This is a genomic window from Rhodococcus sp. NPDC056960 (assembly GCF_042674125.1).
Lineage (GTDB): Bacteria > Actinomycetota > Actinomycetes > Mycobacteriales > Mycobacteriaceae > Rhodococcus_F.
In genome coordinates, this window is the sequence record NZ_JBHURF010000016.1 from 127,933 (window position 1) to 149,861 (window position 21,929).

Below are 21,929 nucleotides of genomic sequence, written 5' to 3' on the forward strand. Positions count from 1 at the left end.
CTACCAGTCGGGTTCAGCCGCGCGCATCGAATTGCGATGGTCGCGGCACGTTGCGGACATTCGACTTCGCCATTTCGACAGCCTCGGCGACACCACCGTTCATCACCATCTTCGACAACGCCAGGGCGAAACCGGTGACCTGCCCGCCCGTGATGGTCGGCGGCAGCGACAACGCCAACGGGTCGGTGACCAGATCGACGAGCGCCGGACCATCGTGATCGAAGGCCGCCCGCAGACCCGATTCGATGTCGGCGGGATCCTCGATCCGGCGGGCGAAGATGCCCAGGGCCGACGCCACCGCCGCGTAGTCGACGGGCGCGACGTCGACGCCGAAGTCCGGCAGCCCGTCCACCAGCATCTCCAGCTTGACCATGCCCAGAGTGGAATTGTCGAACACCACGATCTTGACCGGAAGCCGGTACATCGCGACCGTCACGAGTTCCCCGAGCAGCATCGACAAACCGCCGTCGCCGGACACGGACACCACCTGCCTGCCGGGCGCGCAGAACTGCGCGCCGATCGCGTGTGGCAGGGCGTTCGCCATCGATCCGTGCAGGGCCGAGGACAGGAAGCGGCGCGCACCGTTCGGCGTCAGGTAGCGCGCCGACCACACGTTCGACATTCCGGTGTCCGTGGTGAAGATCGCGTCCTCGGCCGCCACGTCGTCGAGGATCGACGCCGCATACTCCGGGTGTATCGGGACGCGCTGCCTGGCGGGCTTCGTGTACGCGCCGACCACCTTGGTCATCAGCGTCCGGTGCTTCGCGAGCATGTCGTCGAGGAATCGACGATCGTCCTTCCGGCGAATCAGCGGGGCGAGCGCACGCAATGTACTCGCCACGTCGCCGTGCACGGCCAGGTCGACGCTCGTCCGCCGGCCGATTCGCTGTGCGGCCCGGTCGATCTGCGCGGTGCGGACGCCGTCGGGCAGGAACTGGTTGTACGGGAAGTCCGTTCCGACGAGCAGGAGAAGGTCGGCGCCGTGCATCCCGTCGTGCGCCGCCCCGTACCCCAGCAGCCCCGTCATCCCGACGTCGAACGGGTTGTCGTACTGGATCCACTCCTTGCCGCGGAGTGTGTGCCCGATCGGCGCCCCGACCGTGTCGGCCAGGCTCAGCAACTCGTCGCGGGCCGCACGGACACCCTCACCGGCGAAGATCGCGACCTTCCCGGCCGCGTTCACCGCGTCGGCGAGCGCCTGCACGTCGGACTGATCGGGCACGATCGCGGGGGCGCCGGTGCGCGGCACCGGCGGCGCCTTTCCCTCGGCCGGCCGGTCCGCGATGTCGCCGGGCAGCGTAATCACGGCGACACCGGACAGGGCGGTCGCGTGTGCGATGGCCGACGCCGTCACGCGCGGCGCCTGCGCGGGACTTCCGATCAGCTCCGCGTACCGGGAGCATTCGACGAACAGACGGTCCGGGTGGGTTTCCTGGAAGAAGCCCAGTCCGATCTGCTCACTCGGGATCTGCGCCGCGATCGCGAGCACCGGTGCCCCCGACCGGTCCGCGTCGTACAGGCCGTTGATCAGATGCAGGTTGCCCGGGCCGCACGAGCCGGCGCACACCGCCAGTTGCCCGGTCACCTGCGCCTCGGCGGCCGCGGCGAACGCGGCCGCCTCCTCATGGCGCACGTGGATCCAGTCGATTCCGCCCTTCTCCGCGCCGCCCGACCGCCGGACCGCGTCGACGATCGGGTTGAGACTGTCTCCGACGATTCCGTAGATCCGCCGGACTCCGGCGTCCTGCAGCTGACGCACCAGTTGGTCGGCAACGGTTTTCGCTCTCATCGGGCCTCCGGTCGGGGACGGTCGAACGGCGAAGCGACGTGTCGTGCGGTCGGGCGTCAGGCAGATTCGAGCACGAACACCGGGATCTCCCGATCGGTCTTCTTCTGATACTCCGCATAATCCGGGAAGGCGGCGACCGCCCGCTCCCACCAGGTGGCCTTCTCGTCGCCCGTCACCTCGCGGGCCACCATGTCCTGCGTATCGGGGCCGTCGCGGAGTTCGACGTGCGGCTCGGCCTTCACGTTGTAGTACCAGACCGGGTTCTTGGGGGCGCCGCCGAGCGAGGCGACCACCGCATACGTTCCGTCGTGTTCGACGCGCATCAACGGCGTCTTGCGAAGCTTGCCGGATTTCGCGCCCCGGGTGGTCAGGAGCACGACGGGCCTGCCGCCCAGCGTCGTGCCCTCGGCCCCGTCGGTGGATTCCATCAATTCCGCCTGGTCTGCGGCCCACGTGGACGGACTGGGTTCGTATTCACCTGTGAGTGGCATGCGTCCAGTCAACACCTGATCCGCGAGAACGCGCCACCGATTCCGCCGAACGACCGCGCATACGAAACACCGCATCAGTTTGTTCGTTGCGCCGAACTCCGGGTTCCGAGTACCCTCATCCCACGCGGGGACGGCGTTCGCTCCCGCGCCCTGCACCAGTGAGGTGACCTGCGATGACGACACACGACGCGCACGTGCGCCGCGATCTGCGCCGCAACGACACCACACGGACCGTCGATCTGGCCGGCACCGAGTGGCCCCTCTACAAGCTGGAGGCCCTGGCCGTTGCGCTCCTGGTCTTCGCCACGATCCTCGTCATCACCCAGACGGTGCAGACCGCCGTCCTCACCGCCGCCGCGGTTGCCGTCGTGGTGTGGTGGGCGCGACGGATCTTCCCGCCGCGCCCCTGACCGTCACACGGACAGGCAGCTCGGTCCGAGCAGAGCCTTCAGGTCGCCCATCAACGCCGACGACGGTTCCACCCGGAGCACGTCGTCGACCTTCCACAAGGTGACCTCGGTGCCCCCGATCAACCGGACGTGGACGTCCGAGGTTCCGGGGTGCCGGGTGAGCACCTGCCGCAGCGCGCCGAGTTTGTCCTTGGTGCACTGACGCAACGGCAGACTGACCGCGAGCGGTTTCGCGACACCCACCGCCGAGAGGTCCGGTACCGCAAGGTCGTTGGCGATCAGCGAGATCCGGTCGTCGCGGATCGACACCCTCGCCTTGACGAGCACGACGGAGTCCTCGGTGACGTCCATGCCGTAGACCGAGTAGGCCTGCGGGAAGAACAGCACCTCGATACCACCGGTCAGATCCTCGAGCTGCGCGGACGCCCAGGTGAGACCGTTCTTGTTGATCCGCCGGTTCACCGACGCGAGGATGCCGCCGACGGTCACCTGGGTGCCGTCCTTGATATCACCCTCGAGGATGGTCGGGATCGCGGTGTCGGACTGCGCCGACAGCACATGTTCGACGCCGTTGAGCGGGTGCCCGGAAACGTACAGCCCCAGCATTTCCCGTTCCAGCGCCAACCGGTGCTTCGAGTCCCACTCCTCCTCGGGAATCTTCACGTTGAACACGGAGGAGATCGACTCGTCGGCGTCGTCGCCGCCGAACAGGTCGAACTGTCCGATCGCCTCCGCCTTCTTGGTTCCCATCACCGCGTCGATGGCGTCGGCGTGGACGAGCATGAGTCCCTTGCGCGGGTGGCCCAGCGAGTCGAAACCGCCCGCCTTGATCAGCGATTCGGTGACCTTCTTGGAGCAGGCGGCGGCGTCGATCTTGTTGAGGTAGTCGGAGAAGTCGACGAACTTGGACTTCTCCTTGCGCGCCTTGATGATCGAGCCCACGACGTTGGCGCCGACGTTGCGGACGGCGCCCATGCCGAACCGGATGTCCTCGCCGACGGAGGCGAAGTTGACCTCCGATTCGTTGACGTCCGGGGGCAGCACGGTGATACCCATCTTGCGGCAGTCCGCGAGGTAGACGGCGGCCTTGTCCTTGTCGTCGCCGACCGAGGTGAGCAGACCGGCCATGTATTCGGCCGGGTAGTTGGCCTTGAGGTACCCGGTCCAGAACGACACCAGGCCGTATCCGGCGGCGTGCGATTTGTTGAACGCGTATCCGGCGAACGGGAGGATGGTGTCCCACAGCGCCTTGATGGCGGGCTCGGAGAATTCGTTGGCGAGCATGCCCTCGCGGAAACCGGCGTACGCCTCCTCCAGCACCGAGAGCTTCTTCTTACCCATGGCGCGGCGGAGGATGTCGGCCTGCCCGAGCGAATACCCGGCCACCTTCTGCGCGATCTGCATGATCTGCTCCTGATAGACGATCAGGCCGTACGTGTCGGCCAGGATCTCCTTCAGTGGCTCTTCGAGCTCGGGGTGGATGGGTTTGACCTCTTGCCGCCCGTTCTTGCGGTCGGCGTAGTCGTTGTGCGCGTTCATGCCCATCGGACCCGGGCGGTACAGCGCGAGCACCGCGACGATGTCCTCGAAGCCGGTGGGCTGCATGCGGCGCAGCAGGTCGCGCATCGCGCTGCCGTCGAGCTGGAACACACCGAGAGTGTCTCCGCGCGAGAGCAGTTCGTACGTGGCGGTGTCGTCGAGCGCGAGGGTGTCGAGGTCGAGCTCGACACCCCGGTTCGCCTTGATGTTGTCGATGGCGTCCCCGATGACGGTAAGGTTCCGCAGTCCGAGGAAGTCCATCTTCAGCAGGCCGATGGCCTCGCACGACGGGTAGTCCCAGCCGGTGATGATGGCGCCGTCCTGGGCGCGCTTCCACACCGGGATCGCGTCCATCAGCGGTTCGGACGACATGATCACCGCACAGGCGTGGACGCCGGCGTTGCGGATCAGGCCCTCGAGCCCCTTGGCCGTCTGGTAGATCTTCGCGACGTCCGGGTTGGAGTCGATGAGGGCGCGAACCTCCACCGCTTCCTTGTACCGCTCGTGGTTCGGGTCGGTGATGCCGGACACCGAGATGTCCTTGGCCATGATCGGCGGCGGCAGCGCCTTCGTGATCTGGTCGGCGATCGCGAAACCGGGCTGCCCGAACTGGACTCGCGCGGAGTCCTTGATGGCCGCCTTGGTCTTGATGGTGCCGAACGTGATGACCTGCGCGACGCGGTCGCTTCCCCACTTGTCCGTCGCGTAGCGCACCATCTCGCCGCGACGGCGGTCGTCGAAGTCGATATCGATATCGGGCATGGAGACGCGCTCGGGGTTGAGGAACCGCTCGAACAGCAGGCCGTGCGGGATGGGGTCGATGTTGGTGATGCCCATCGCGTAGGCGACGAGCGAACCGGCCGCCGAGCCTCGGCCGGGACCGACGCGGATGCCGACCTCGCGCGCGTGGTTGATGAGGTCGCCGACGACGAGGAAGTAGGCGGGGAAACCCATTTCGAGGATGACGCCGATCTCGTAGTCGGCGCGGGCGAGGTACTCCTCGGGCGGTCCGCCGGGGAACCGGCGGTCCAGCCCGCGCATGACCTCCTTGCGCAGCCAGGTGCCCTGCGTCTCCCCCTCCGGCACGGGGAAGATCGGCATCCGGTCGTGGTGCGCCCACACGTCGTCGTAGGACTGGACGCGCTCCGCGATCAGCAGCGTGTTGTCGCACGCGCCGGGCACCTGGTCGTCCCACAGGGCCCGCATCTCCGCGGCGGACTTGAGGAAGTAGCCGTCGCCGTCGAACTTGAACCGGGTGGGGTCGGACAGCGTCTTGCCGGTCTGGATGCAGAGGAGTGCCTCGTGGTTCTCCGCGGCGTCCTTGGTGACGTAGTGGCAGTCGTTGGTGGCGAGCGGCGGGATCCCGAGCGTCTTGCTGATCTCCAGCAGACCCTCGCGGACCCGGCGCTCGATGGACAGTCCGTGGTCCATCAGTTCGAGGAAGAAGTTGTCCTTGCCCCAGATCTCCTGCCACTTGGCGGCCGCCTCGAGCGCCTCGCGGTCGTGGCCGAGCCGCAGCCGGGTCTGGATCTCCCCGGACGGGCAGCCCGTGGTCGCGATGATGCCCTCGTGGTGGGTGGCGATGAGATCTTCGTCCATGCGCGCCCACTTGCCGAGCTGACCCTCGATCGACGCGAGGGAGGACAGCTTGAACAGGTTCCGCAGGCCGGTCGCGTTCTCCGCGACCATCGTCATGTGGGTGTACGCACCGCTACCGGAGACGTCGTCGGACTTCTGGCTGCGGTCACCCCACAGCACGCGCTTGGTGTTGAAGCGGGACTCCGGGGCGACGTACGCCTCGATGCCGATGATCGGCTTGATGCCCTGCTTCTTCGCCACGTTGTAGAACTCGCTGGCGCCGTACATGTTGCCGTGGTCGGTCATGCCCACCGCCGACATACCCAGCCGCTCGGCCTCTTCGAACAGGGGGCCGACCTTGGCCGCACCGTCGAGCATCGAGTACTCGGTGTGATTGTGCAGATGTACGAACGAGTCAGCCACGTGCGCCTCTCTGAAGGTCTGGGAGCCTCACGAGTGTAGGCCCTCGGGCCGACAGCACCGGCCGCCGACGGCGGGTGTCGGCGAAGTCGTGACGGGAGTTACCGGACGGACGCCTGGGACTGTTCGGTCTTGCGCCGCTCACGCCGGACCCGTACCAGCGCATCGGTACTGAAGATCGCCAGTGCCACCCAGATCAGGGCGAATCCGATCCACCGCGACGCCGGCATGTCCTCGTGGAGAACGGCGACGCCCCACGCCATCTGCAGTGCGGGCGTCAGGTACTGCAGCATGCCCAGTGTGCGCAGCGGCACCCGCTGCGCCGCCGCCCCGAACAGCAGCAACGGGAGGGCGGTCACCGGTCCCGCGGCCATCAGCAGCAGCGTGTGCCCGGCTCCGAATCCGAGGAACGTTCCTGCCCCGGTGAGGGCGAGGAACACGAGGTAGCCGATCGCGATGGGCGCGGCCACGATTCCCTCGGCGGTCAGGCTCGTCCGCGGATCGAGGGGCATCACCTTCTTGCACAGGCCGTACAGCGCGAACGACGCGGCCAGGGTGAGCGCGATGTACGGCGGATGGCCGTAGTCGACAGTGATCACGATCACGGCGACGGCGGCGAGGGCGAGGGCGACGATCTGGGCGGGGACGAGTCGCTCCCGGAAGATCACCACCCCGAGCAGCACGCTCACCAACGGATTGATGAAGTAGCCGAGCGCCGTCTCGACCACCCGGTCCGAGGTGACCCCGTAGATGTAGGTTCCCCAGTTCACCGCGATGGCCGTCGACGCGGCGGCGACCAGAAGCCACGTGCGCACAGTCAGCCCGCGCAGGGAGCGGAGGCGGCCCGACACCGCGAGGACCACGAACATGAGCGCGAGCGTCCACACCACCCGGTGGGCGAGGATCTCCACCGGTCCCGCGGGGCCGAGCAGACCGAAGAACGCGGGGAACGCGCCCCACAGCACATAGGCGCCGACACCGCACGCGGCGCCCACGGTCTCCGCCTTCCGTGCCGTCACGACCCGCTCCCCGGGACGACGCCGTCGTCGGGGCCGGGCACGACGGTCTCGGTCTGCTCCGGGAGCAGCGGTCGCACGGCGAACCGGCCGAAGACGGCGCCGGCGCCGAGCGCCTCGACCGCCCGGACGTCGGGGGCCGACTGCAGCGCGGTCAGCGCGTCGTGGTCGCCGCGGACGACGGCACCGATCACGCAGGCGCAGTTCCGGGCGAGCTCCGCCGAGGACACCGCCGCGATCTGTGCCTGCCGGTCCGTCTCGCCCGTCACCGCCTGGACACGTCCGGCGGCCAGGACATTCGCCCGCGCGAGCGCCGCGTCGCCTGCCGCCACGGAGACGGGCACGAGCGGCGTCTGTACCCGGTCGAGGGGCACGCGGAACAGGACCTGTGACACCCGCGCGCCCGCGGCGACGTCCCGGACGACGTCAGTGGTCACCGGTCTCGTGAACGAGACCAGCGCCCAGTGCTTGTCGCCGCCGTCCGTCTCGTCGAGCGACCGGGCCGCCCGTGCCAGGTAGTCGGACACCAGTTCCCCGTTGTCCGGGCCCAGAGTGTCCGTCGTCACCGGCGCTCGCCGGACGGGATGCAGCAGTCCGAGCACGACTGTCACCGCGAGCAGGACGACGGCGGCGAGCACTGCCCTCACCGCGGTACCGCTGGGACGTGGGGTCCGCACCTCAGCTCGCCCGCAGAACCGCGAGAGCGTCCTCGAGATCCTTCGGGTACTTGGACGTGATCTCGACCCACCGCCCGTCGGCGGGGTGCGCGAAGCCGAGCGACCGGGCGTGCAGCCACTGGCGCTCCAGCCCGAGACGTTCCGCGAGTCGCGGATCGGCGCCGTAGGTGAGGTCGCCGCAGCACGGGTGCCGCAGGGCGGCGAAGTGGACGCGGATCTGGTGGGTCCGGCCCGTTTCGAGGTGGATGTCGAGCAGGCTCGCCGCCTGGAACGCCTCGACCGTGTCGTAGTGGGTGATGCTGGGTTTGCCGTCGGCCGTGACGGCGAACTTCCAGTCGTTGCTGCGGTGCCTGCCGATGGGCGCGTCGATGGTCCCGCTGCTGGGGTCCGGGTGACCCTGCACCAGCGCGTGGTACCGCTTGTCGATGGTCCGCTGTTTGAAGGCGCGCTTGAGCAGCGTGTACGCACGCTCCGACGTGGCCACCACCATGACCCCGGACGTGCCGACGTCGAGGCGGTGGACGATGCCCTGGCGTTCGTGCGCGCCGGACGTGGAGATCCGGAAACCGGCGGCCGCGAGTCCGCCGATGACCGTCGGGCCGGTCCACCCGACGCTGGCATGGGCGGCGACGCCGACCGGTTTGTCGACGGCGACCACGTCGTCGTCGGCGTACAGGATCTCCATGCCCTCGACGGGCTCGGCCTCGATGGTCAGCGGGCGCGGCGGTTCCGGTAGTTCCACCTCGAGCCAGGTTCCGGCGGACAGCCGATCGGACTTGCCGACCGGTGCGCCGTCGACCAGGACCGAGCCTTCCTCGGTGAGCTGGGCGACCGCGGTGCGTGACAGACCGAGCAGCCGCGCCAGGCCGGCGTCGACGCGCATCGCCTCGAGTCCGTCGGGGACCGGCATCGACCGTGTTTCCCTCACTTCTCTACCCCCTTGCGTGTTCCGTCCGGTTCCAGGCCGATCAGCGTGAGCACGACGAGCAGGATCGCTCCGCACACGATGCCGGAGTCGGCCACGTTGAACACCGGCCACCAGCCGACGGATACGAAATCGACGACGTGCCCCTGCATCACTCCCGGCGCCCGGAAGAACCGGTCGACGAGGTTGCCGAGGGCACCGCCGAGTACCAGCCCCAGCCCGAGAGCCCACCACGGTGACCGCAGCGTGCGACCGATGCGGACGACCCCGATCACCACACCCACGGCGACGAGGGTCAGCAGCCACGTCATGCCGGTGGCCATCGAGAACGCGGCACCGGGGTTGCGGACGAGCCGCAGCGAGACGATGTCCCCGATCAGCCAGACCGGACGTCCCGGTTCGATGTAGGCGACCGCGAGGATCTTCGTCAGCAGGTCCGTCGCGAGCACGACACCTGCGATCGCGAACAGCAGCAGCCTGCGCTGATGCCGCGCCGGCCGGGGCGTCGCGGCACCGGGTGTGTCACCGTCCTGCCGGTCGTCGGCGTCGGTCTCGTTCTCTGCCGTGGGGTCTTGACTCACCCGTTCATCATCCACTACGGAGGCAAGCCTCCGTTCACGCGCTCCCGGGCGCACTAGCCTGGGGGCGTGCCACTGTTCTCGAAAGCTCTGCGACCCGGATTCTGCCTACTCGCCGCAACCCTCTCCCTGGTCGCTCTGACCGCCGGATGCGGAGGTGATGGTGACTCCTCGGATGCGGACACCGCGGGTTCGACATCCACTCCCGCCGAGGTGACCGTTCCGATTTCCGCCACCACCGTCGACCTCGTCCAACCCGGCGACGACCCGCGGGAGGTGATCCAGCGCAGACCGCCGGAGGGAGTGACGCAGCAGGTGCAGTTGACCACCGGCGCGCAGGTGTTCCAGCAGATCGACGATCAGCCCGCCCAGGACTTCTCCTCACCGGAGATCACCCTCCCCCTCACCGCCGTCGTCGCACAGGCCACCGGCGACACGAAGGGCGGCACCACCGTCGACCTCACGCTCGGTGACGTCACCAGCCCCGAGCAGCGGCTCGGCAGCGCCCTCGAAGCCAGTGCCGGTTCGGGGGCCGGATTCACGGTCGCACCCTCGGGCGCGATCACCGCGCTGCGACTGCGGCCGGACGCCGACGCCCAGGACATCGCGCGTTCCGCCATCGAGCAGGCGTTCTACCAGGCCGTGTACCGCACGGTCCCGTTCCCGGCGGAACCCGTCGGCGTGGGCGCTCAGTGGACGATCCGCCAGCAGGTGATGAGCGGCATCGCCCTCGACCAGACCACCGTCGCCACATTGACGGCCCGGGACGGCAACCGGCTGACCGTCGACTACACGATCGACCAGAGGCCGAAGTCCCCCGTGTGGGACCTGCCCGGGGAGGCGGGCACGCTGAACGTCGACCAGTACGTGATGCAGGGATCGGGCACCATGACCGTCGATCTCGGCCTGCCGCTGCCGGTGGACGGAACCGTGACCGTGGGCGGTGACCAGCAGTACAGCGACCCCGACGGCGCCACCCGGCTGCACCAGACCACGTCGAACTCGGTCCGGTGGGGTTCCTGATGCGGCGCGGATCCGTCGCCGCCTCCTGCTCCCTGTTCGCCGTGCTGGCGCTGTCGGCGTGCTCTTCGGACGCGTCCGGCGACGCCGGTGCCACCGCGTCGCTCGCGCCGCTCGGTCCTGCGGTGACCGCGACGCCGAATGCGGTCGGCGCACCCTTCGCCGACCAGTCCGCGTTGAAGGCGGCGCTCCTGAGCGTCGGCGACCTTCCCGTCGGGTTCACCCCGGTGCCCGATCCCGAGGACGATCTGGGGCTGCAGTCGGCGTCGGAGTCGGCGGACTCGGACAAGTCGAGCACGGATCCTGCGAAATGCGGCGCGGTGTTGTCGCCCGTCGCGGACCAGCGAGCGGGTGCGGTGGCCGCGGCGTCCGGCTGGTTCACCGGACCCGACTTCGCAACCATCGACCAGGACGCGGCGAGCTACGGCACCGGCGCCGACGCGTCCCAGGCGTTCGCGGCGGTACAGGATGCTCTCGCGGGATGCACCGAGTATTCCGGGACCGACGCGGACGGGGTGCAGGTGCAGTACCGGGTCGGTGGCCGCGAGCAGCAGCCCGCCGGGGACGCCTCGCTGGCGTTCCGGCTCGTCACCACGAGCGAAGGCGTCAGCCTCGTCTCGGACGTGGTCGTGGTCGTCGTCGGGAGCACCGTCACCCAGTTGGTCGCGACGGGCCAGGAGCCGATCGACCCCGGCGTCCTGAGCGACCTCACCGGCACCGCCGTGACGAAGCTCGCGCCCGCACCGGCCGGCTGAAGCGAGCGCCCCGAACGACGGATGCCGGCGTCCCCGAGGGGACGCCGGCATCCGTGTGAGAACAGTGCGGTCGGTCAGGACCGCGTTGTCCGGGCCGAAATCAGGCCGGGCACGCAGGCGAGGTCAGCTGCGCGAGCGACACGATCTGGCATGCGGTGATCTTCGACAGCTTCCACGTTCCGTTCTCGCCGGGAACGAAGATGGCCGGAACGCCACCCTGCTGGACCTGGCCGTTGACGGTCAGCTGCAACTGTCCGCTGGCGGTGCCGTCTCCGTTGTCGATGACCGGGTCCAGAACGGTGACCTCGGCGTTGTTGGCCTTGGCGGCGGCGGCGACCTGGTTGATGAGCTCCGGATCCTGCTCCGAACCCTCGACCATCGCGGACTTGACCTCGAGCGGGGTGGCCGGGTCGAGGCCCTGCATCAGAAGCGAGTTGAGATCGGCCGCGGTGGGCACCTCGACGGCTTCCGAGGTCTCGGCAGCCGCGGAAGTCGTCGTCGTGGTCTTGGTCGCCGTGTTGCTGTCGTCCGAGCCACACGCGGACATCGTGAGGGCTGCGGCGATTGCTACTCCGGCAACCGTGATCTTACGAAGCTTCAACTCAATAACCTCTTCATTCTCGGTGTTCGTTCTCGGACGATCTGAGCACTCTGGCTACCCGGGCTAACATTACCCAAGGGTAGGCACCAGCGCCCGAGGCTACCTTCTCGTGGAGCCGGTCTCCACTCCCTCGTCCGGGCGGTGGGTCCGGTTACTCGAGCGAGCCTTCCACATCGGCCCGCTCGAGGTCTGCGTCGTCCTCCTTGAAGGTCCGCGCCTTCCCCGGACCCGTTGTGCGCGTTTCGAATCGGACGGTCACGACACCGTGCCCAGCCCCCTGCACCCAGCCGTGGCCGAAGTCCGGGTGCGTCACGTCGAGACCGGGATGCCACCGGAGGTCGAGCGCCCGGGCCGGCGTCGGGCCGGGCGTCGAGAGGCCGTCGTCGGCACTCGCCGCAGTGATCTTCGACTCCTGGTAGCCCGGGACGTCGAGGTCCAGTTCGGGGAACAGGGAGCCCTGCCGCACCGTCGACAGTCCGGCGAATCCGACCCCCACCAGTCGTACCGGGCCCAGTTCGAGCGGATCGATCACCTGACGCTGCGCCGCCGCGACCAGGATCTGACGGTCGAGCGTCGCGTAGGGCAGGGTGACCGAGCGCGTCACGATGCTCATGTCCGCCTTCTTCAGCTTCAGCACCACCGTCCGCGCGGCGCGGCCGTCCCTCTGCAGGCGCACGAACGCGGACGCCGCGCTCGATTCGACAGCACCGCGCAGTTCGGCCATCGTGACGATGTCGGTCGCGAAAGTCGTCTCGGCACTGACCTGTTTGGACTCCGCACGCTCGGCCACCGGCCGGTTGTCGATGCCCTGCGCCAGCCTGTGCAGGCCCGGTCCGATCGTGGTGCCCAGAATGGACGCCACCTCCGATTCGGGGGTCCGCGCGAAACCGCCGATGGTCTCGATCCCGAGCCGTTTCAGTTTCTCCTCCGCGACCGGGCCGATGCCCCACAGCTTCCGCACCGGAAGCTCGTCCAGCACGGCGTGCTGCTCGTCGGGCGGAATCACCGTGATCCCGTCGGGTTTCGCCAGACCGGATGCGATCTTGGCCACCTGTTTTCCCGACCCGGCGCCGATGGACGCGACCAGTCCCGTCTGTTCGAGCACGAGGGTGCGCAGGCCTTCGCAATAGCGTTGCACCGTGGCCGCATCCGCCCCGGCCAGTTCGGCGGGTTCGCCGAACGCCTCGTCCATGGACAGCTGCTCGAGCACCGGCATCGGGCCGCGGAGGGAGTCGAACACGGACTTGCTCAGCACGCCGTAGAGGCGGCCCCGCGGCGGCAGCACCACCGCGCCGGGACCGACCAGCCTGCGGGCCTGATGCATCGGCATCGCCGACCGCGCACCGAACACCCGCGCCTCGTAACTGGCCCCGGCGACGACGCCGCGCCCGCCGAGACCGCCCACCAGAACCGGGCGGCCACGGAGGGTCGGACGGGTGAGCTGCTCGACCGACGCGAAGAACGCGTCCATGTCGAGGTGCAACACCCACCGACGGCTCACCCCGTGCAAAATACCCGCCCGGTCCGACAGGTCATGCCTTGGCGATCGCCGCCCGCACACCCTCACCGAGTTCGACGGCGTCGCCCGGCGCGTCGGCCAGTTCCAGCTCGACGGCGAGGATTTCGCCCGCGATCAGATCGCGGTGCGCGAGTGCCCAGTCCCGGCGCTCGGCCGGAACGTCGAGGACGACCGTGATGCGATCGGACACCTCCAGCCCGGCGGCGCGGCGTGCGTCCTGCAACTCGCGGATACGGTCCTTCGCCCACCCCTCGGCCTCGAGTTCCTCCGTCACGGCCGAGTCGAGGACGACCAGACCGGCACCTTCGGGCAGGGCCGCCGTCGACTCCGGTTCGGCGGCCACGAGCCGCTGCGTGTACTCCTCCGGCAGCAACTCGATTCCGGCCGCGACGACGACGCCGCCCGCATTCTCCGACCAGTCCCCGGCCTTCACTGCCTTGATGACGGTCTGCACATCCTTTCCGAGTCGCGGCCCCGCTGCTCGCGCGTTGACGACGAGTTCGAACCGCCCGTGCGCGTCGACGTCCGTGGTCAGGTCGACCTTCTTGACGTTGACCTCGTCGGCGATGAGACCGAGGTACGGGCGCAGCCGCTCCGCGTCCTCGGCGGCGACGGTCACCTCGGGCAGCGGCAACCGCACCCGGAGATTCTGCGCCTTGCGCAGACCCAGCACAGTCGAGCACACCGACCGGACCTCGTCCATCGCCGACACCAACTCCGCATCCGCCGGCAGTTCACCCTCGGCCGGCCAGTCCGCGAGATGCACGGACCGTCCACCGGTCAGGCCCCGCCAGATCACCTCGCTGATCAGCGGCAGCAGCGGAGCGGCGAGCCGGGTGACCACCTCGAGCACCGTGTGCAGCGTGTCGACGGCGTCCTTGTCCTCGTCCCAGAAGCGCGAACGCGACCGTCGCACATACCAGTTCGTCAACGCGTCGCAGAACGCGCGCAATTCGTCACAGGCTCCGGCGATGTCGGTCGACTCCAGCGCCTCGGTGATGACGTCCCGCGTTCCGGCCAGCTTTGCGAGGATGTAGCGGTCCAGGACGTTCGTCGAATCCGTGCGCCACTCGCCGGGCGTCGGCGCGTACAACTGCAGGAAGCTCCACGCATTCCACAGCGGCAGGATCGCCTGCCGCACACCGTCGCGGATGCCCTGCTCGGTCACGACCAGATTGCCGCCCCGCAGGATCGGCGAGGACATGAGGAACCACCGCATCGCGTCCGAACCGTCACGGTCGAACACCTCGTTGACATCCGGGTAGTTGCCCTTGGACTTACTCATCTTCAGTCCGTCGTCACCCAGCACGATGCCGTGGGCCGCCACCGTCTTGAACGCCGGCCGGTCGAACAGCGCCGTCGCGAGCACGTGCAGGTTGTAGAACCAGCCACGGGTCTGCCCGTTGTACTCGACGATGAAATCGCCCGGGAAGTGCGTCTCGAACCAGTCCTGGTTCTCGAACGGATAGTGCACCTGGGCAAACGGCATCGACCCCGACTCGAACCAGCAATCGAGCACCTCGGGCACGCGCCGCATCGTCGACCGGCCGGTCGGGTCGTCCGGATTGGGACGCACCAGGTCGTCGATCACCGGGCGGTGCAGATCGGTCGGGCGCACGCCGAAGTCACGCTCGAGTTCGTCGAGCGAGCCGTACACGTCGGTGCGCGGGTAAGCCGGGTCGTCGGACACCCACACCGGAATCGGGCTGCCCCAGTACCGGTTGCGGCTGATGTTCCAGTCGCGGGCACCCTCGAGCCACTTGCCGAATTGGCCGTCGCGGATGTGCTCGGGCACCCACGTGATGTCCTTGTTCAGTTCCACCATGCGGTCGCGGAATTCGGTGACCGCGACGAACCACGACGGGACCGCCATGTAGATCAGCGGCTGACCGCTGCGCCAGCTGTGCGGGTACGAGTGCTCGATCGTCTCGTGCCGCAGCAACTTTCCAGCAGCCTTGAGGTCCTTGATGATGACCGGGTTCGCGTCGAACACCTGGAGACCCTCGTAGGGCGGGACCATCGCGGTGAACGTGCCGCCCGCGTCGAGCGGCAGCACGATCTCGATCCCGTTCGCGGCGCAGTACTCCATGTCCTCCTCACCGAAAGCCGGTGCGAGGTGGACGATTCCGGTGCCGGACTCGGTGGTGACGTAGTCGGCGGAGAGGACGCGGTGCGCATTCTCGTGACCGACGAAGAAGTCGAACGGCGGGTCGTAGCGCAGGCCGACGAGATCCGCGCCCTTGTGCTCGGACAGCACCTCGGGCGATTCGCCGAGTTCGCGGGCGTAGTGCCCCAGCCGATCCTTGGCGAGCACGTAGCGCTTCCCGTCGGCGGCCGTCACCTGGACGTAGTCGATGTCCGGGTGCACGGCGACGGCGAGGTTGGACGGCAGCGTCCACGGCGTGGTGGTCCAGATGATCGCGTTGGCACCGTCGAGGGGGCCGTCCCCGTGCAGCGGCATGTCGACGGTGACCGCGGGATCCTGGCGCATCTTGTACGCGTCGTCGAGCTTGGACTCCTGGTTCGACAGTGGCGTCTGCTCGTACCAGCTGTACGGCAGCACCCGGAAGCCCTGGTAGACGAGCCCCTTGTCCCACAACTGTTTGAACGCCCACATCACCGACTCCATGAAGTCGAGATCGAGCGTCTTGTAGTCGTTGTCGAAGTCGACCCAGCGCGCCTGCCGGGTGACGTAGTCGCGCCACTCCTCGGTGTAGCGCAGCACCGACTGACGGCAGTAGTCGTTGAACCGGGCGATGCCCATCTCGCCGATGTCGCCGGTCTTGATCCCGAGCTGCTTCTCGGCCTCGAGTTCGGCGGGCAGTCCGTGGGTGTCCCAGCCGAACCGGCGCTCGACCTTCTTGCCGCGCATCGTCTGGAACCGCGGGACCAGGTCCTTGACGTACCCCGTCAGGAGGTGCCCGTAGTGCGGGAGGCCGTTCGCGAACGGCGGCCCGTCGTAGAAGACGAATTCGGGGGCGTCGTCACGCTGGGCGACCGACGCCCGGAAGGTGTCGTCCTCGTCCCAGCCGGCCAGCACCCGCTGCTCGATTTCGGGGAACCGGACGCCGGCATCCTGCGCGACGCCGTAGTCGACCTTGGGGTAGGACTCGTTACTGCTGGTCACGTTGCTGGTGTCGGTCACCGCGATCTCCTCGTGCCTGACGTACTCGGCACGGGGACGACGGAGACGCCTCCTGCGTCACCACCGCGGTACCACCCCGCTTGCGCCCCGGAAGGCGCCTCTCGGTGCCGGGCTGTGACGGGCCCACCCGTTCGGTTCTACTGAGCCGGCGTACCGGCCGTTCTTCCGAAGGCTCCCCGGTGATGGCCGGATCGACGCCGCAAAAACTCGGTCACTGAATTGTTCGCTGTGTGCAGTCTAGTCGCCACCGCCGGGCGACAGCTCAGTCGGCCTCGTCGGAACCCGGTGCCGGCCCGGCATCCGGGCCGGAGCGGCGCTCGCCGGGTACACCACTCACGGGTTTCCCCGGCACCACCGCCGCCTTCTTTCCGGCGAGGGCGCTGACGAGCAGCAGGACCGCCCCGGCGACGCACACGACGATGCATCCCCAGGCCCAGACGACCGAACCGGTCATCAGCGCCACCACCAGGAGAGCGAATCCCACCGCTGCAAGAGCGAGTGTCACGACCAGCACGGCTCAACCTCTATCCGGGCCGCTGGCTGGGCAACTACCGCGCGCTCAGTCAGCTATTGCCCTTGGCGTAGGACTGGCTGTAATTGGACTGCGATCCGCCCTGCGCGAACGAATCCTGACCGCCGTCCACCGGAACCGCGGATCCCCGCTGCTCCAGCTCCTCGAGCTGCGATTCCAGATACGACTTCAGGCGCACACGGTATTCGCGCTCGAACGTCTTGAGCTGTTCGATACGACCCTCCAGAACGGAACGCTGCTGGTTGATCGTCGCCATGATCTCGGTGTGCTTCTTCTCCGCGTCCGCCTGCAGCGCGTCGGCCTTCTCCTTGGCCTGGCGCAGCTGGGTCTCGGAACGGGTCTGCGCGTCGGTGATCAGGGCTTCCGACTTCTGGCGAGCGTCCGCGACCATGGTCTCGGAACGCGTCCGGGCATCGCTGACCAGCTGCTCGGAGTTGGTGCGCGCATTGCCGAGCAGCTGCTCGGACTCGGTCTTCGCGTCGCTCGTGAGGCGGTCCGCCATCTCCTGGGCGAGACCCAGAACCTTGGCCGCCTGCATGTGCGCGTCGGAGCCCTGGGCGGGAGCAGCGGCCGCGGCGGGCGCGGGAGCCGGGGCGGGCGCGGGCGCCTTGGGCTGCTCGACGACGCGGGCCGGCTCCGCCTTGGGAGCGGGCGTCGGTGCTGCGGACCCGGAGCGTGGAGCCTTCTTCGCATCGGCGAGCTCCTTGTCGAGCTCCCCCACTCGCTGCCGAAGGTCGGCGTTCTCCTCGATCAGGCGCGACAACTCTTGCTCGACGAGGTCGAGAAACGCGTCGACTTCGTCTTCGTTGTAGCCCCGCTTACCGATCGGTGGCTTGCTGAACGCGACATTGTGCACATCAGCGGGAGTCAGCGGCATGGAAGGATCCCTTCACGCGTCATTTGGCGGTCTAGCAAGCATTCAGTTACAGCGCAGTCTACGTAACGGTGAAACAAGACTGGATCGATGGGGCCCATTCTGTCACACCAGTCCTGTAGCTCGCGCTTGTCCCTGAACGATCGACATCAGTATGAAGACGATGAACAGCAAGACCATGATGGATAGATCCAACCGCACCCCACCGAGATTGATCGGGGGGATCAACCGCCGCAGCAGTTTGACCGGTGGATCGGTGACCGTAAAAATCGCCTCGAGAACAACGACCACGACGCCGGTCGGCCGCCAGTCTCGTGCGAAGGTCCGTACGAACTCGACAATGATTCTGCCGATGAGGAGCAGCCAGAACACAAACAGTATCAAGTAGATCACCGAGAACAAGGCCACACCTTCACTCTGCCTGAGAATGTCCGGCCGATCAAAACGAGCCGCGTGGCCAGGGCGTTTTCCGCCACAGCCGCCGCGGCCCGCGTCGCTTCGGACGTTCGGATCCCGATGGTCGTTTCCCCGATCTACTTCTGGCTGTAGAAGCCGGTCTCCGCGATGCGGCGACGCTCCTCGGCGGACACGTCGATGTCTGCGGGTGAGAGCAAGAACACCTTCGTGGCCACCTTGTCGAACGAACCGCGCAGCGCGAACGCGAGGCCCGCGGCGAAATCCACGAGTCGCTTGGCGTCGGCGTTGCTCATCTCGACGAGATCCATGATGACGGGAGTGCCGTCGCGGAACCGCTCGCCGATGGTCCGGGCCTCACCGTAGTCGCGGGGCCGGAGGGTCGTGATCTTGGACAGGGGGCCACCTTCGTCGAAGAGGGGTCCGCGGCAGCTCTCCACGCGCTCGGACCGGGTGTCCACGGCCAGTGCACCGCGGGTGCCGCCGCGCACCGCACCGCTCGCGCTGGGCCGGGCCGACCGCACGGCCACCGGTTCCACCCGGGACGAGTGCCGGGGGGCCTCGTAGCGGTCGAAGTCGTCGTCGAGGTCGTCGCGGCGGCCGGGAGCGTAGGCAGCCTTGCTGAACGCCGGTTCCGCGAAGTCGCGGTCGTCACGGTCGTGGTACGGATCGCGTCCCCCGTCGCGCGCAGGTCGAGCAGGCCTGCGTGCAGGTTCCGGCTCGTCCAGGTACTCGTCCTCGTAGTCGTCGAGGGGAACCATGCCGAAGTAAGCCTTGAACTTGTGCAGACTGCTCATTGATCGACCTTCCTTGGCGCGGCGGACACGATCCCCCTGCGACCGGTCGCAGCGGTGTGGACGGGTTGGCGATCACCTGGGCGATCTATTTCGAGGTTATAGGCCTCGAACCCAACAGCGCGGTTCCGACACGCACGCACGTGGACCCGTGTCGGACGGCGTGCTCGAGATCATTCGTCATGCCCGCCGAGAGTTCCGTCGCATCCGGGTGTTCGCGCCGCAGCCTCGCGTGTACGCTCTGCAACTCCTCGAATGCCGCGTCGGGGTCTGCATCGATCGGCGGCACCGCCATCAGCCCGCGGTATTCGAGCCCCGGCGACGACTGCACCTGCGCGGCAAGGTGTTCGAGGTCGGAAATCGCCGCACCGCCGCGCTGCGGATCACCGTCCAAGCTGACCTGCAGGAGCACCCGCAGTGGTTCGGACCGCTCCCCCGCCTCGAGGGCCGTGGTCGCCGCCCGGCCGAGCGCACCGACGAGTCGTTCGCTGTCCACCGAGTGAATGGCGTACGCCCAGTGCGCGACGGCCTTCGCCTTGTTGCGCTGCAGGTGCCCGATCATGTGCCACCGCACCGACGGGTCGGTCACGGCGGCGCGGAACGCCTCGATCTTCGCGGTGGCCTCCTGCTCCCGCGACTCCCCGAACTCGCGGCAGCCCAGGTCGTACAGGATCCGTGCGTCGGACTCGGGGAAGAACTTGGTGACGGGCAGCAGCGCCACCTCCGACGGGTCGCGCCCGGCGTCCCTGCATGCCGCGTCGAGCCGTTCGCGCACGGCTCCGAGCGCAGCCTCGATCTCCCCGACCCTGCTCATCGTGTCCACTCCCACACCGAATCCTCCACCGCCCGCCGCGGCACGGTCACGCTCCGTCCTGCCCAGTATCCATCCAGATCACCGCGGCGAGCCGACCGGTCGGGGCCTGCCGGCGGTGGCTGAACAGGGTCGGGTCCTCGATGGTGCAGCGCGGGTCCTCCGCCACTCCCGCCACACCGGCGTCGAGCAGTTGTTTCCGCAGGCCTGCGCGCAGGTCGAGACCGGGCGTGCCCTTGGCGGTGCGGGTGGCGCTGCCGGGCAGGAACTTCTCGACGTCCGCCTGCATCGCCGCCGGAACCTCGTACCGGCGGCCGCTCGCCGCGGGCCCCAGGAAGGCACCGATCCGCTCGATCTGCGCACCCTGCTCGACCATCACGTCGAGCACCCGGGGAACGATGCCGATACGGGCTCCGATCCGGCCGGCATGGACCGCGGCGATGACCCCGGCCTCGTCGTCGGACAGCAGCACCGGAACGCAGTCGGCGCTGAGCGTCGCGAGGGCGAGCCCCGGGACCGTCGTCACCAGCGCGTCGGTGGCGGGGACCGCCGTGTCGGTCGGGCCGTCGACCACCGTCACGGTGCGGCTGTGGATCTGCTCCATCCACACCAGATGGTCGAACGGCACGCCGATCTTGTCCGCCAGCCGACGCCGGTTCGCCTCCACCGCCGCCGGGTCGTCGCCGACGTGGTCACCGAGGTTGAACGTGTCGTACGGCGCGACGGACGTCCCTCCCGCGCGGGTGGTGACGACCCGCCGAACCCGGAAATCGGGCGCGGACGCCGAACTCAACGACGCATGAAGGAGGGCACGTCGACTTCGTCTTCACCCTCCTCGTCGGACACCGGGACCGCGCGGGACTGACCGTTTCCCGGAAGCGGCGGCAGACTGCTCGGGCTCTGGTGGGAGCCGATCGTCTCGCGGGTCACCGACATCGGCTCGTTGCTCTGCGGCTCGGACTGCCCCACCTCGCCCGCCCGGCCGGCGCCGATGGCACTGCGTCCGGCGGCACCCGACTCGACCGGGCGGCGAGCCGGAGCGCCGCCGTCGAATCCGGCGGCGATGACGGTGACCCGCACCTCGTCGCCGAGCGAATCGTCGATCACGGTGCCGAAGATGATGTTGGCGTCGATGTGGGCGGCTTCCTGTACCAGCGACGCTGCCTCGTTGATCTCGAACAGGCCGAGGTCGCTGCCACCGGCGATCGAGAGCAGCACGCCGCGCGCACCCTCCATCGACGCCTCGAGCAGCGGGGAGTTGATCGCCGATTCCGCGGCCTTGATGGCCCGGCCCTCGCCGCGCGAGGATCCGATGCCCATCAGCGCGCTACCGGCGCCGGACATGACGCCCTTGACGTCGGCGAAGTCGACGTTGATCAGACCGGGGGTGGTGATGAGGTCGGTGATGCCCTGGACACCGTTGAGCAGAACCTCGTCGGCGCTGCGGAACGCGTCCATGAGGCTGACGGCGGCGTCGCCGAGCTGCAGGAGGCGGTCGTTGGGGATCACGATGAGGGTGTCGCAGGATTCGCGGAGCGACTGGATGCCGGTGTCGGCCTGTCCGCCGCGGCGCTTGCCCTCGAAGGAGAAGGGCCGGGTGACGACGCCGACGGTGAGGGCTCCGAGCTTGCGCGCGATACTCGCCACGACGGGTGCGCCACCGGTACCCGTGCCGCCGCCCTCGCCTGCGGTCACGAACACCATGTCGGCGCCCTTGAGAACTTCCTCGATTTCGTCCTTGTGGTCTTCTGCGGCCTTCCGGCCGACTTCGGGATCCGCGCCGGCTCCGAGCCCGCGGGTGAGTTCCCGGCCGACGTCGAGCTTCACGTCGGCGTCACTCATCAGCAGCGCTTGCGCATCGGTGTTGACGGCAATGAACTCGACTCCCTTGAGTCCCTGCTCGATCATCCGGTTGACTGCGTTCACGCCGCCGCCGCCGATGCCGACGACCTTTATTACGGCGAGGTAGTTGTGCGGGGGCGTCATCGGCTCTCGCCTTCCATGAGTGTGTATCACGCTTTCGTACAGACCAGCCGGGCCT

At 68.4% G+C, this 21,929-nt stretch carries 20 protein-coding genes; 3 read left to right on the forward strand and 17 right to left on the reverse strand.

All coding sequences use genetic code 11. From position 1 onward, the window contains the following. Positions 1-13: 13 nt before the first annotated feature. A complete protein-coding gene (locus ACFTWF_RS25495; protein WP_378463939.1) occupies positions 14-1,789 on the reverse strand; it encodes a pyruvate dehydrogenase in 1,776 nt (591 codons plus the stop codon). Positions 1,790-1,845: 56 nt separating this feature from the next. Next, positions 1,846-2,280 (reverse strand): nitroreductase family deazaflavin-dependent oxidoreductase, encoded by a 435-nt coding sequence (locus ACFTWF_RS25500; protein ID WP_378463940.1) that lies wholly within the window; start codon positions 2,278-2,280, stop codon positions 1,846-1,848. A 173-nt stretch (positions 2,281-2,453) separates the two neighbouring features. Between ACFTWF_RS25500 and ACFTWF_RS25505 the strand changes: the two genes are divergently transcribed. Beyond that, entirely contained in the window at positions 2,454-2,690 is a 237-nt protein-coding gene (locus ACFTWF_RS25505) for a hypothetical protein (RefSeq protein ID WP_378463941.1), read from the forward strand. Between the two features lie 3 nt (positions 2,691-2,693). Here the strand turns inward: ACFTWF_RS25505 and dnaE are convergent, their stop codons facing one another. The 5 genes from dnaE to lspA form a co-directional block, all read right to left on the reverse strand. Further along, positions 2,694-6,230, reverse strand: coding sequence for a DNA polymerase III subunit alpha (gene dnaE / locus ACFTWF_RS25510; RefSeq protein ID WP_378463942.1), 3,537 nt, complete (start codon positions 6,228-6,230; stop codon positions 2,694-2,696). Positions 6,231-6,328: 98 nt separating this feature from the next. After that, positions 6,329-7,246 carry an EamA family transporter RarD gene (rarD, locus tag ACFTWF_RS25515; RefSeq protein ID WP_378463943.1) on the reverse strand — a complete coding sequence of 306 codons (918 nt, stop codon included), beginning with the start codon at positions 7,244-7,246 and terminating at the stop codon, positions 6,329-6,331. Then, complete coding sequence (locus ACFTWF_RS25520; RefSeq protein WP_378463944.1) at positions 7,243-7,920, reverse strand: hypothetical protein; 678 nt, start codon at positions 7,918-7,920, stop codon at positions 7,243-7,245. The genes rarD and ACFTWF_RS25520 overlap by 4 nt, the downstream gene beginning before the upstream one ends. 1 nt (position 7,921) lies before the next feature. Next, positions 7,922-8,830: an RluA family pseudouridine synthase gene (locus ACFTWF_RS25525; protein ID WP_185724413.1), complete on the reverse strand. Its 909-nt coding sequence runs from the start codon at positions 8,828-8,830 to the stop codon at positions 7,922-7,924. 14 nt (positions 8,831-8,844) lie between these two features. Continuing rightward, positions 8,845-9,441 (reverse strand): signal peptidase II, encoded by a 597-nt coding sequence (gene lspA, locus ACFTWF_RS25530; RefSeq protein ID WP_378463945.1) that lies wholly within the window; start codon positions 9,439-9,441, stop codon positions 8,845-8,847. Positions 9,442-9,492: 51 nt separating this feature from the next. On the opposite strand from lspA, the gene ACFTWF_RS25535 reads away from it, so the two are divergent. Both ACFTWF_RS25535 and ACFTWF_RS25540 read left to right on the forward strand, forming a co-directional pair. Beyond that, positions 9,493-10,446 (forward strand): hypothetical protein, encoded by a 954-nt coding sequence (locus ACFTWF_RS25535; RefSeq protein WP_378463946.1) that lies wholly within the window; start codon positions 9,493-9,495, stop codon positions 10,444-10,446. Then, positions 10,446-11,198, forward strand: a complete 753-nt coding sequence (locus tag ACFTWF_RS25540; protein ID WP_378463947.1) for a sensor domain-containing protein — start codon at positions 10,446-10,448, stop codon at positions 11,196-11,198. The genes ACFTWF_RS25535 and ACFTWF_RS25540 overlap by 1 nt, the downstream gene beginning before the upstream one ends. 100 nt (positions 11,199-11,298) lie before the next feature. Here ACFTWF_RS25540 and ACFTWF_RS25545 read toward each other — a convergent pair whose 3' ends face one another. The 10 genes from ACFTWF_RS25545 to ftsZ all read right to left on the reverse strand — a co-directional run bounded on the left by ACFTWF_RS25545 (position 11,299) and on the right by ftsZ (position 21,874). Then, positions 11,299-11,799 carry a hypothetical protein gene (locus tag ACFTWF_RS25545; RefSeq protein ID WP_378463948.1) on the reverse strand — a complete coding sequence of 167 codons (501 nt, stop codon included), beginning with the start codon at positions 11,797-11,799 and terminating at the stop codon, positions 11,299-11,301. 151 nt (positions 11,800-11,950) lie between these two features. Next, on the reverse strand, positions 11,951-13,285 hold the full coding sequence (locus ACFTWF_RS25550) for a DNA polymerase IV (protein WP_378463949.1): 1,335 nt from the start codon (positions 13,283-13,285) through the stop codon (positions 11,951-11,953). 46 nt (positions 13,286-13,331) lie between these two features. Then, positions 13,332-16,463 carry an isoleucine--tRNA ligase gene (ileS, locus tag ACFTWF_RS25555; RefSeq protein ID WP_378463950.1) on the reverse strand — a complete coding sequence of 1,044 codons (3,132 nt, stop codon included), beginning with the start codon at positions 16,461-16,463 and terminating at the stop codon, positions 13,332-13,334. Positions 16,464-16,725: 262 nt separating this feature from the next. Further along, positions 16,726-16,977, reverse strand: coding sequence for a hypothetical protein (locus tag ACFTWF_RS25560; RefSeq protein WP_378463951.1), 252 nt, complete (start codon positions 16,975-16,977; stop codon positions 16,726-16,728). A 49-nt stretch (positions 16,978-17,026) separates the two neighbouring features. After that, positions 17,027-17,872: a DivIVA domain-containing protein gene (locus tag ACFTWF_RS25565; RefSeq protein ID WP_378463952.1), complete on the reverse strand. Its 846-nt coding sequence runs from the start codon at positions 17,870-17,872 to the stop codon at positions 17,027-17,029. A 102-nt stretch (positions 17,873-17,974) separates the two neighbouring features. Continuing rightward, entirely contained in the window at positions 17,975-18,277 is a 303-nt protein-coding gene (locus ACFTWF_RS25570) for a YggT family protein (RefSeq protein ID WP_185724421.1), read from the reverse strand. 125 nt (positions 18,278-18,402) lie between these two features. Next, the gene (locus ACFTWF_RS25575) at positions 18,403-19,080 is read right to left on the reverse strand and encodes a cell division protein SepF (RefSeq protein WP_378463953.1); all 678 of its coding nucleotides are present in this window, start codon (positions 19,078-19,080) and stop codon (positions 18,403-18,405) included. Positions 19,081-19,165: 85 nt separating this feature from the next. Beyond that, the gene (locus ACFTWF_RS25580) at positions 19,166-19,900 is read right to left on the reverse strand and encodes a YggS family pyridoxal phosphate-dependent enzyme (protein WP_378464014.1); all 735 of its coding nucleotides are present in this window, start codon (positions 19,898-19,900) and stop codon (positions 19,166-19,168) included. Positions 19,901-19,937: 37 nt separating this feature from the next. Next, a complete protein-coding gene (gene pgeF, locus ACFTWF_RS25585) occupies positions 19,938-20,681 on the reverse strand; it encodes a peptidoglycan editing factor PgeF (protein ID WP_378463954.1) in 744 nt (247 codons plus the stop codon). Further along, a complete protein-coding gene (ftsZ, locus tag ACFTWF_RS25590) occupies positions 20,678-21,874 on the reverse strand; it encodes a cell division protein FtsZ (RefSeq protein WP_378463955.1) in 1,197 nt (398 codons plus the stop codon). Before ftsZ ends, pgeF begins: the two co-directional genes overlap by 4 nt. Positions 21,875-21,929 lie beyond the last annotated feature (55 nt).

Bases quoted from the DNA above. Each gene is read 5' to 3' on its own strand.
- ACFTWF_RS25495 (WP_378463939.1), bottom strand. From the start codon at position 1,789: ATGAGAGCGAAAACCGTTGCCGACCAACTGGTGCGTCAGCTGCAGGAC.
- ACFTWF_RS25500 (WP_378463940.1), bottom strand. From the start codon at position 2,280: ATGCCACTCACAGGTGAATACGAACCCAGTCCGTCCACGTGGGCCGCA.
- ACFTWF_RS25505 (WP_378463941.1), top strand. From the start codon at position 2,454: ATGACGACACACGACGCGCACGTGCGCCGCGATCTGCGCCGCAACGAC.
- ACFTWF_RS25525 (WP_185724413.1), bottom strand. From the start codon at position 8,830: ATGCCGGTCCCCGACGGACTCGAGGCGATGCGCGTCGACGCCGGCCTG.
- ACFTWF_RS25540 (WP_378463947.1), top strand. From the start codon at position 10,446: ATGCGGCGCGGATCCGTCGCCGCCTCCTGCTCCCTGTTCGCCGTGCTG.
- ACFTWF_RS25565 (WP_378463952.1), bottom strand. From the start codon at position 17,872: ATGCCGCTGACTCCCGCTGATGTGCACAATGTCGCGTTCAGCAAGCCA.
- ACFTWF_RS25575 (WP_378463953.1), bottom strand. From the start codon at position 19,080: ATGAGCAGTCTGCACAAGTTCAAGGCTTACTTCGGCATGGTTCCCCTC.
- ftsZ (WP_378463955.1), bottom strand. From the start codon at position 21,874: ATGACGCCCCCGCACAACTACCTCGCCGTAATAAAGGTCGTCGGCATC.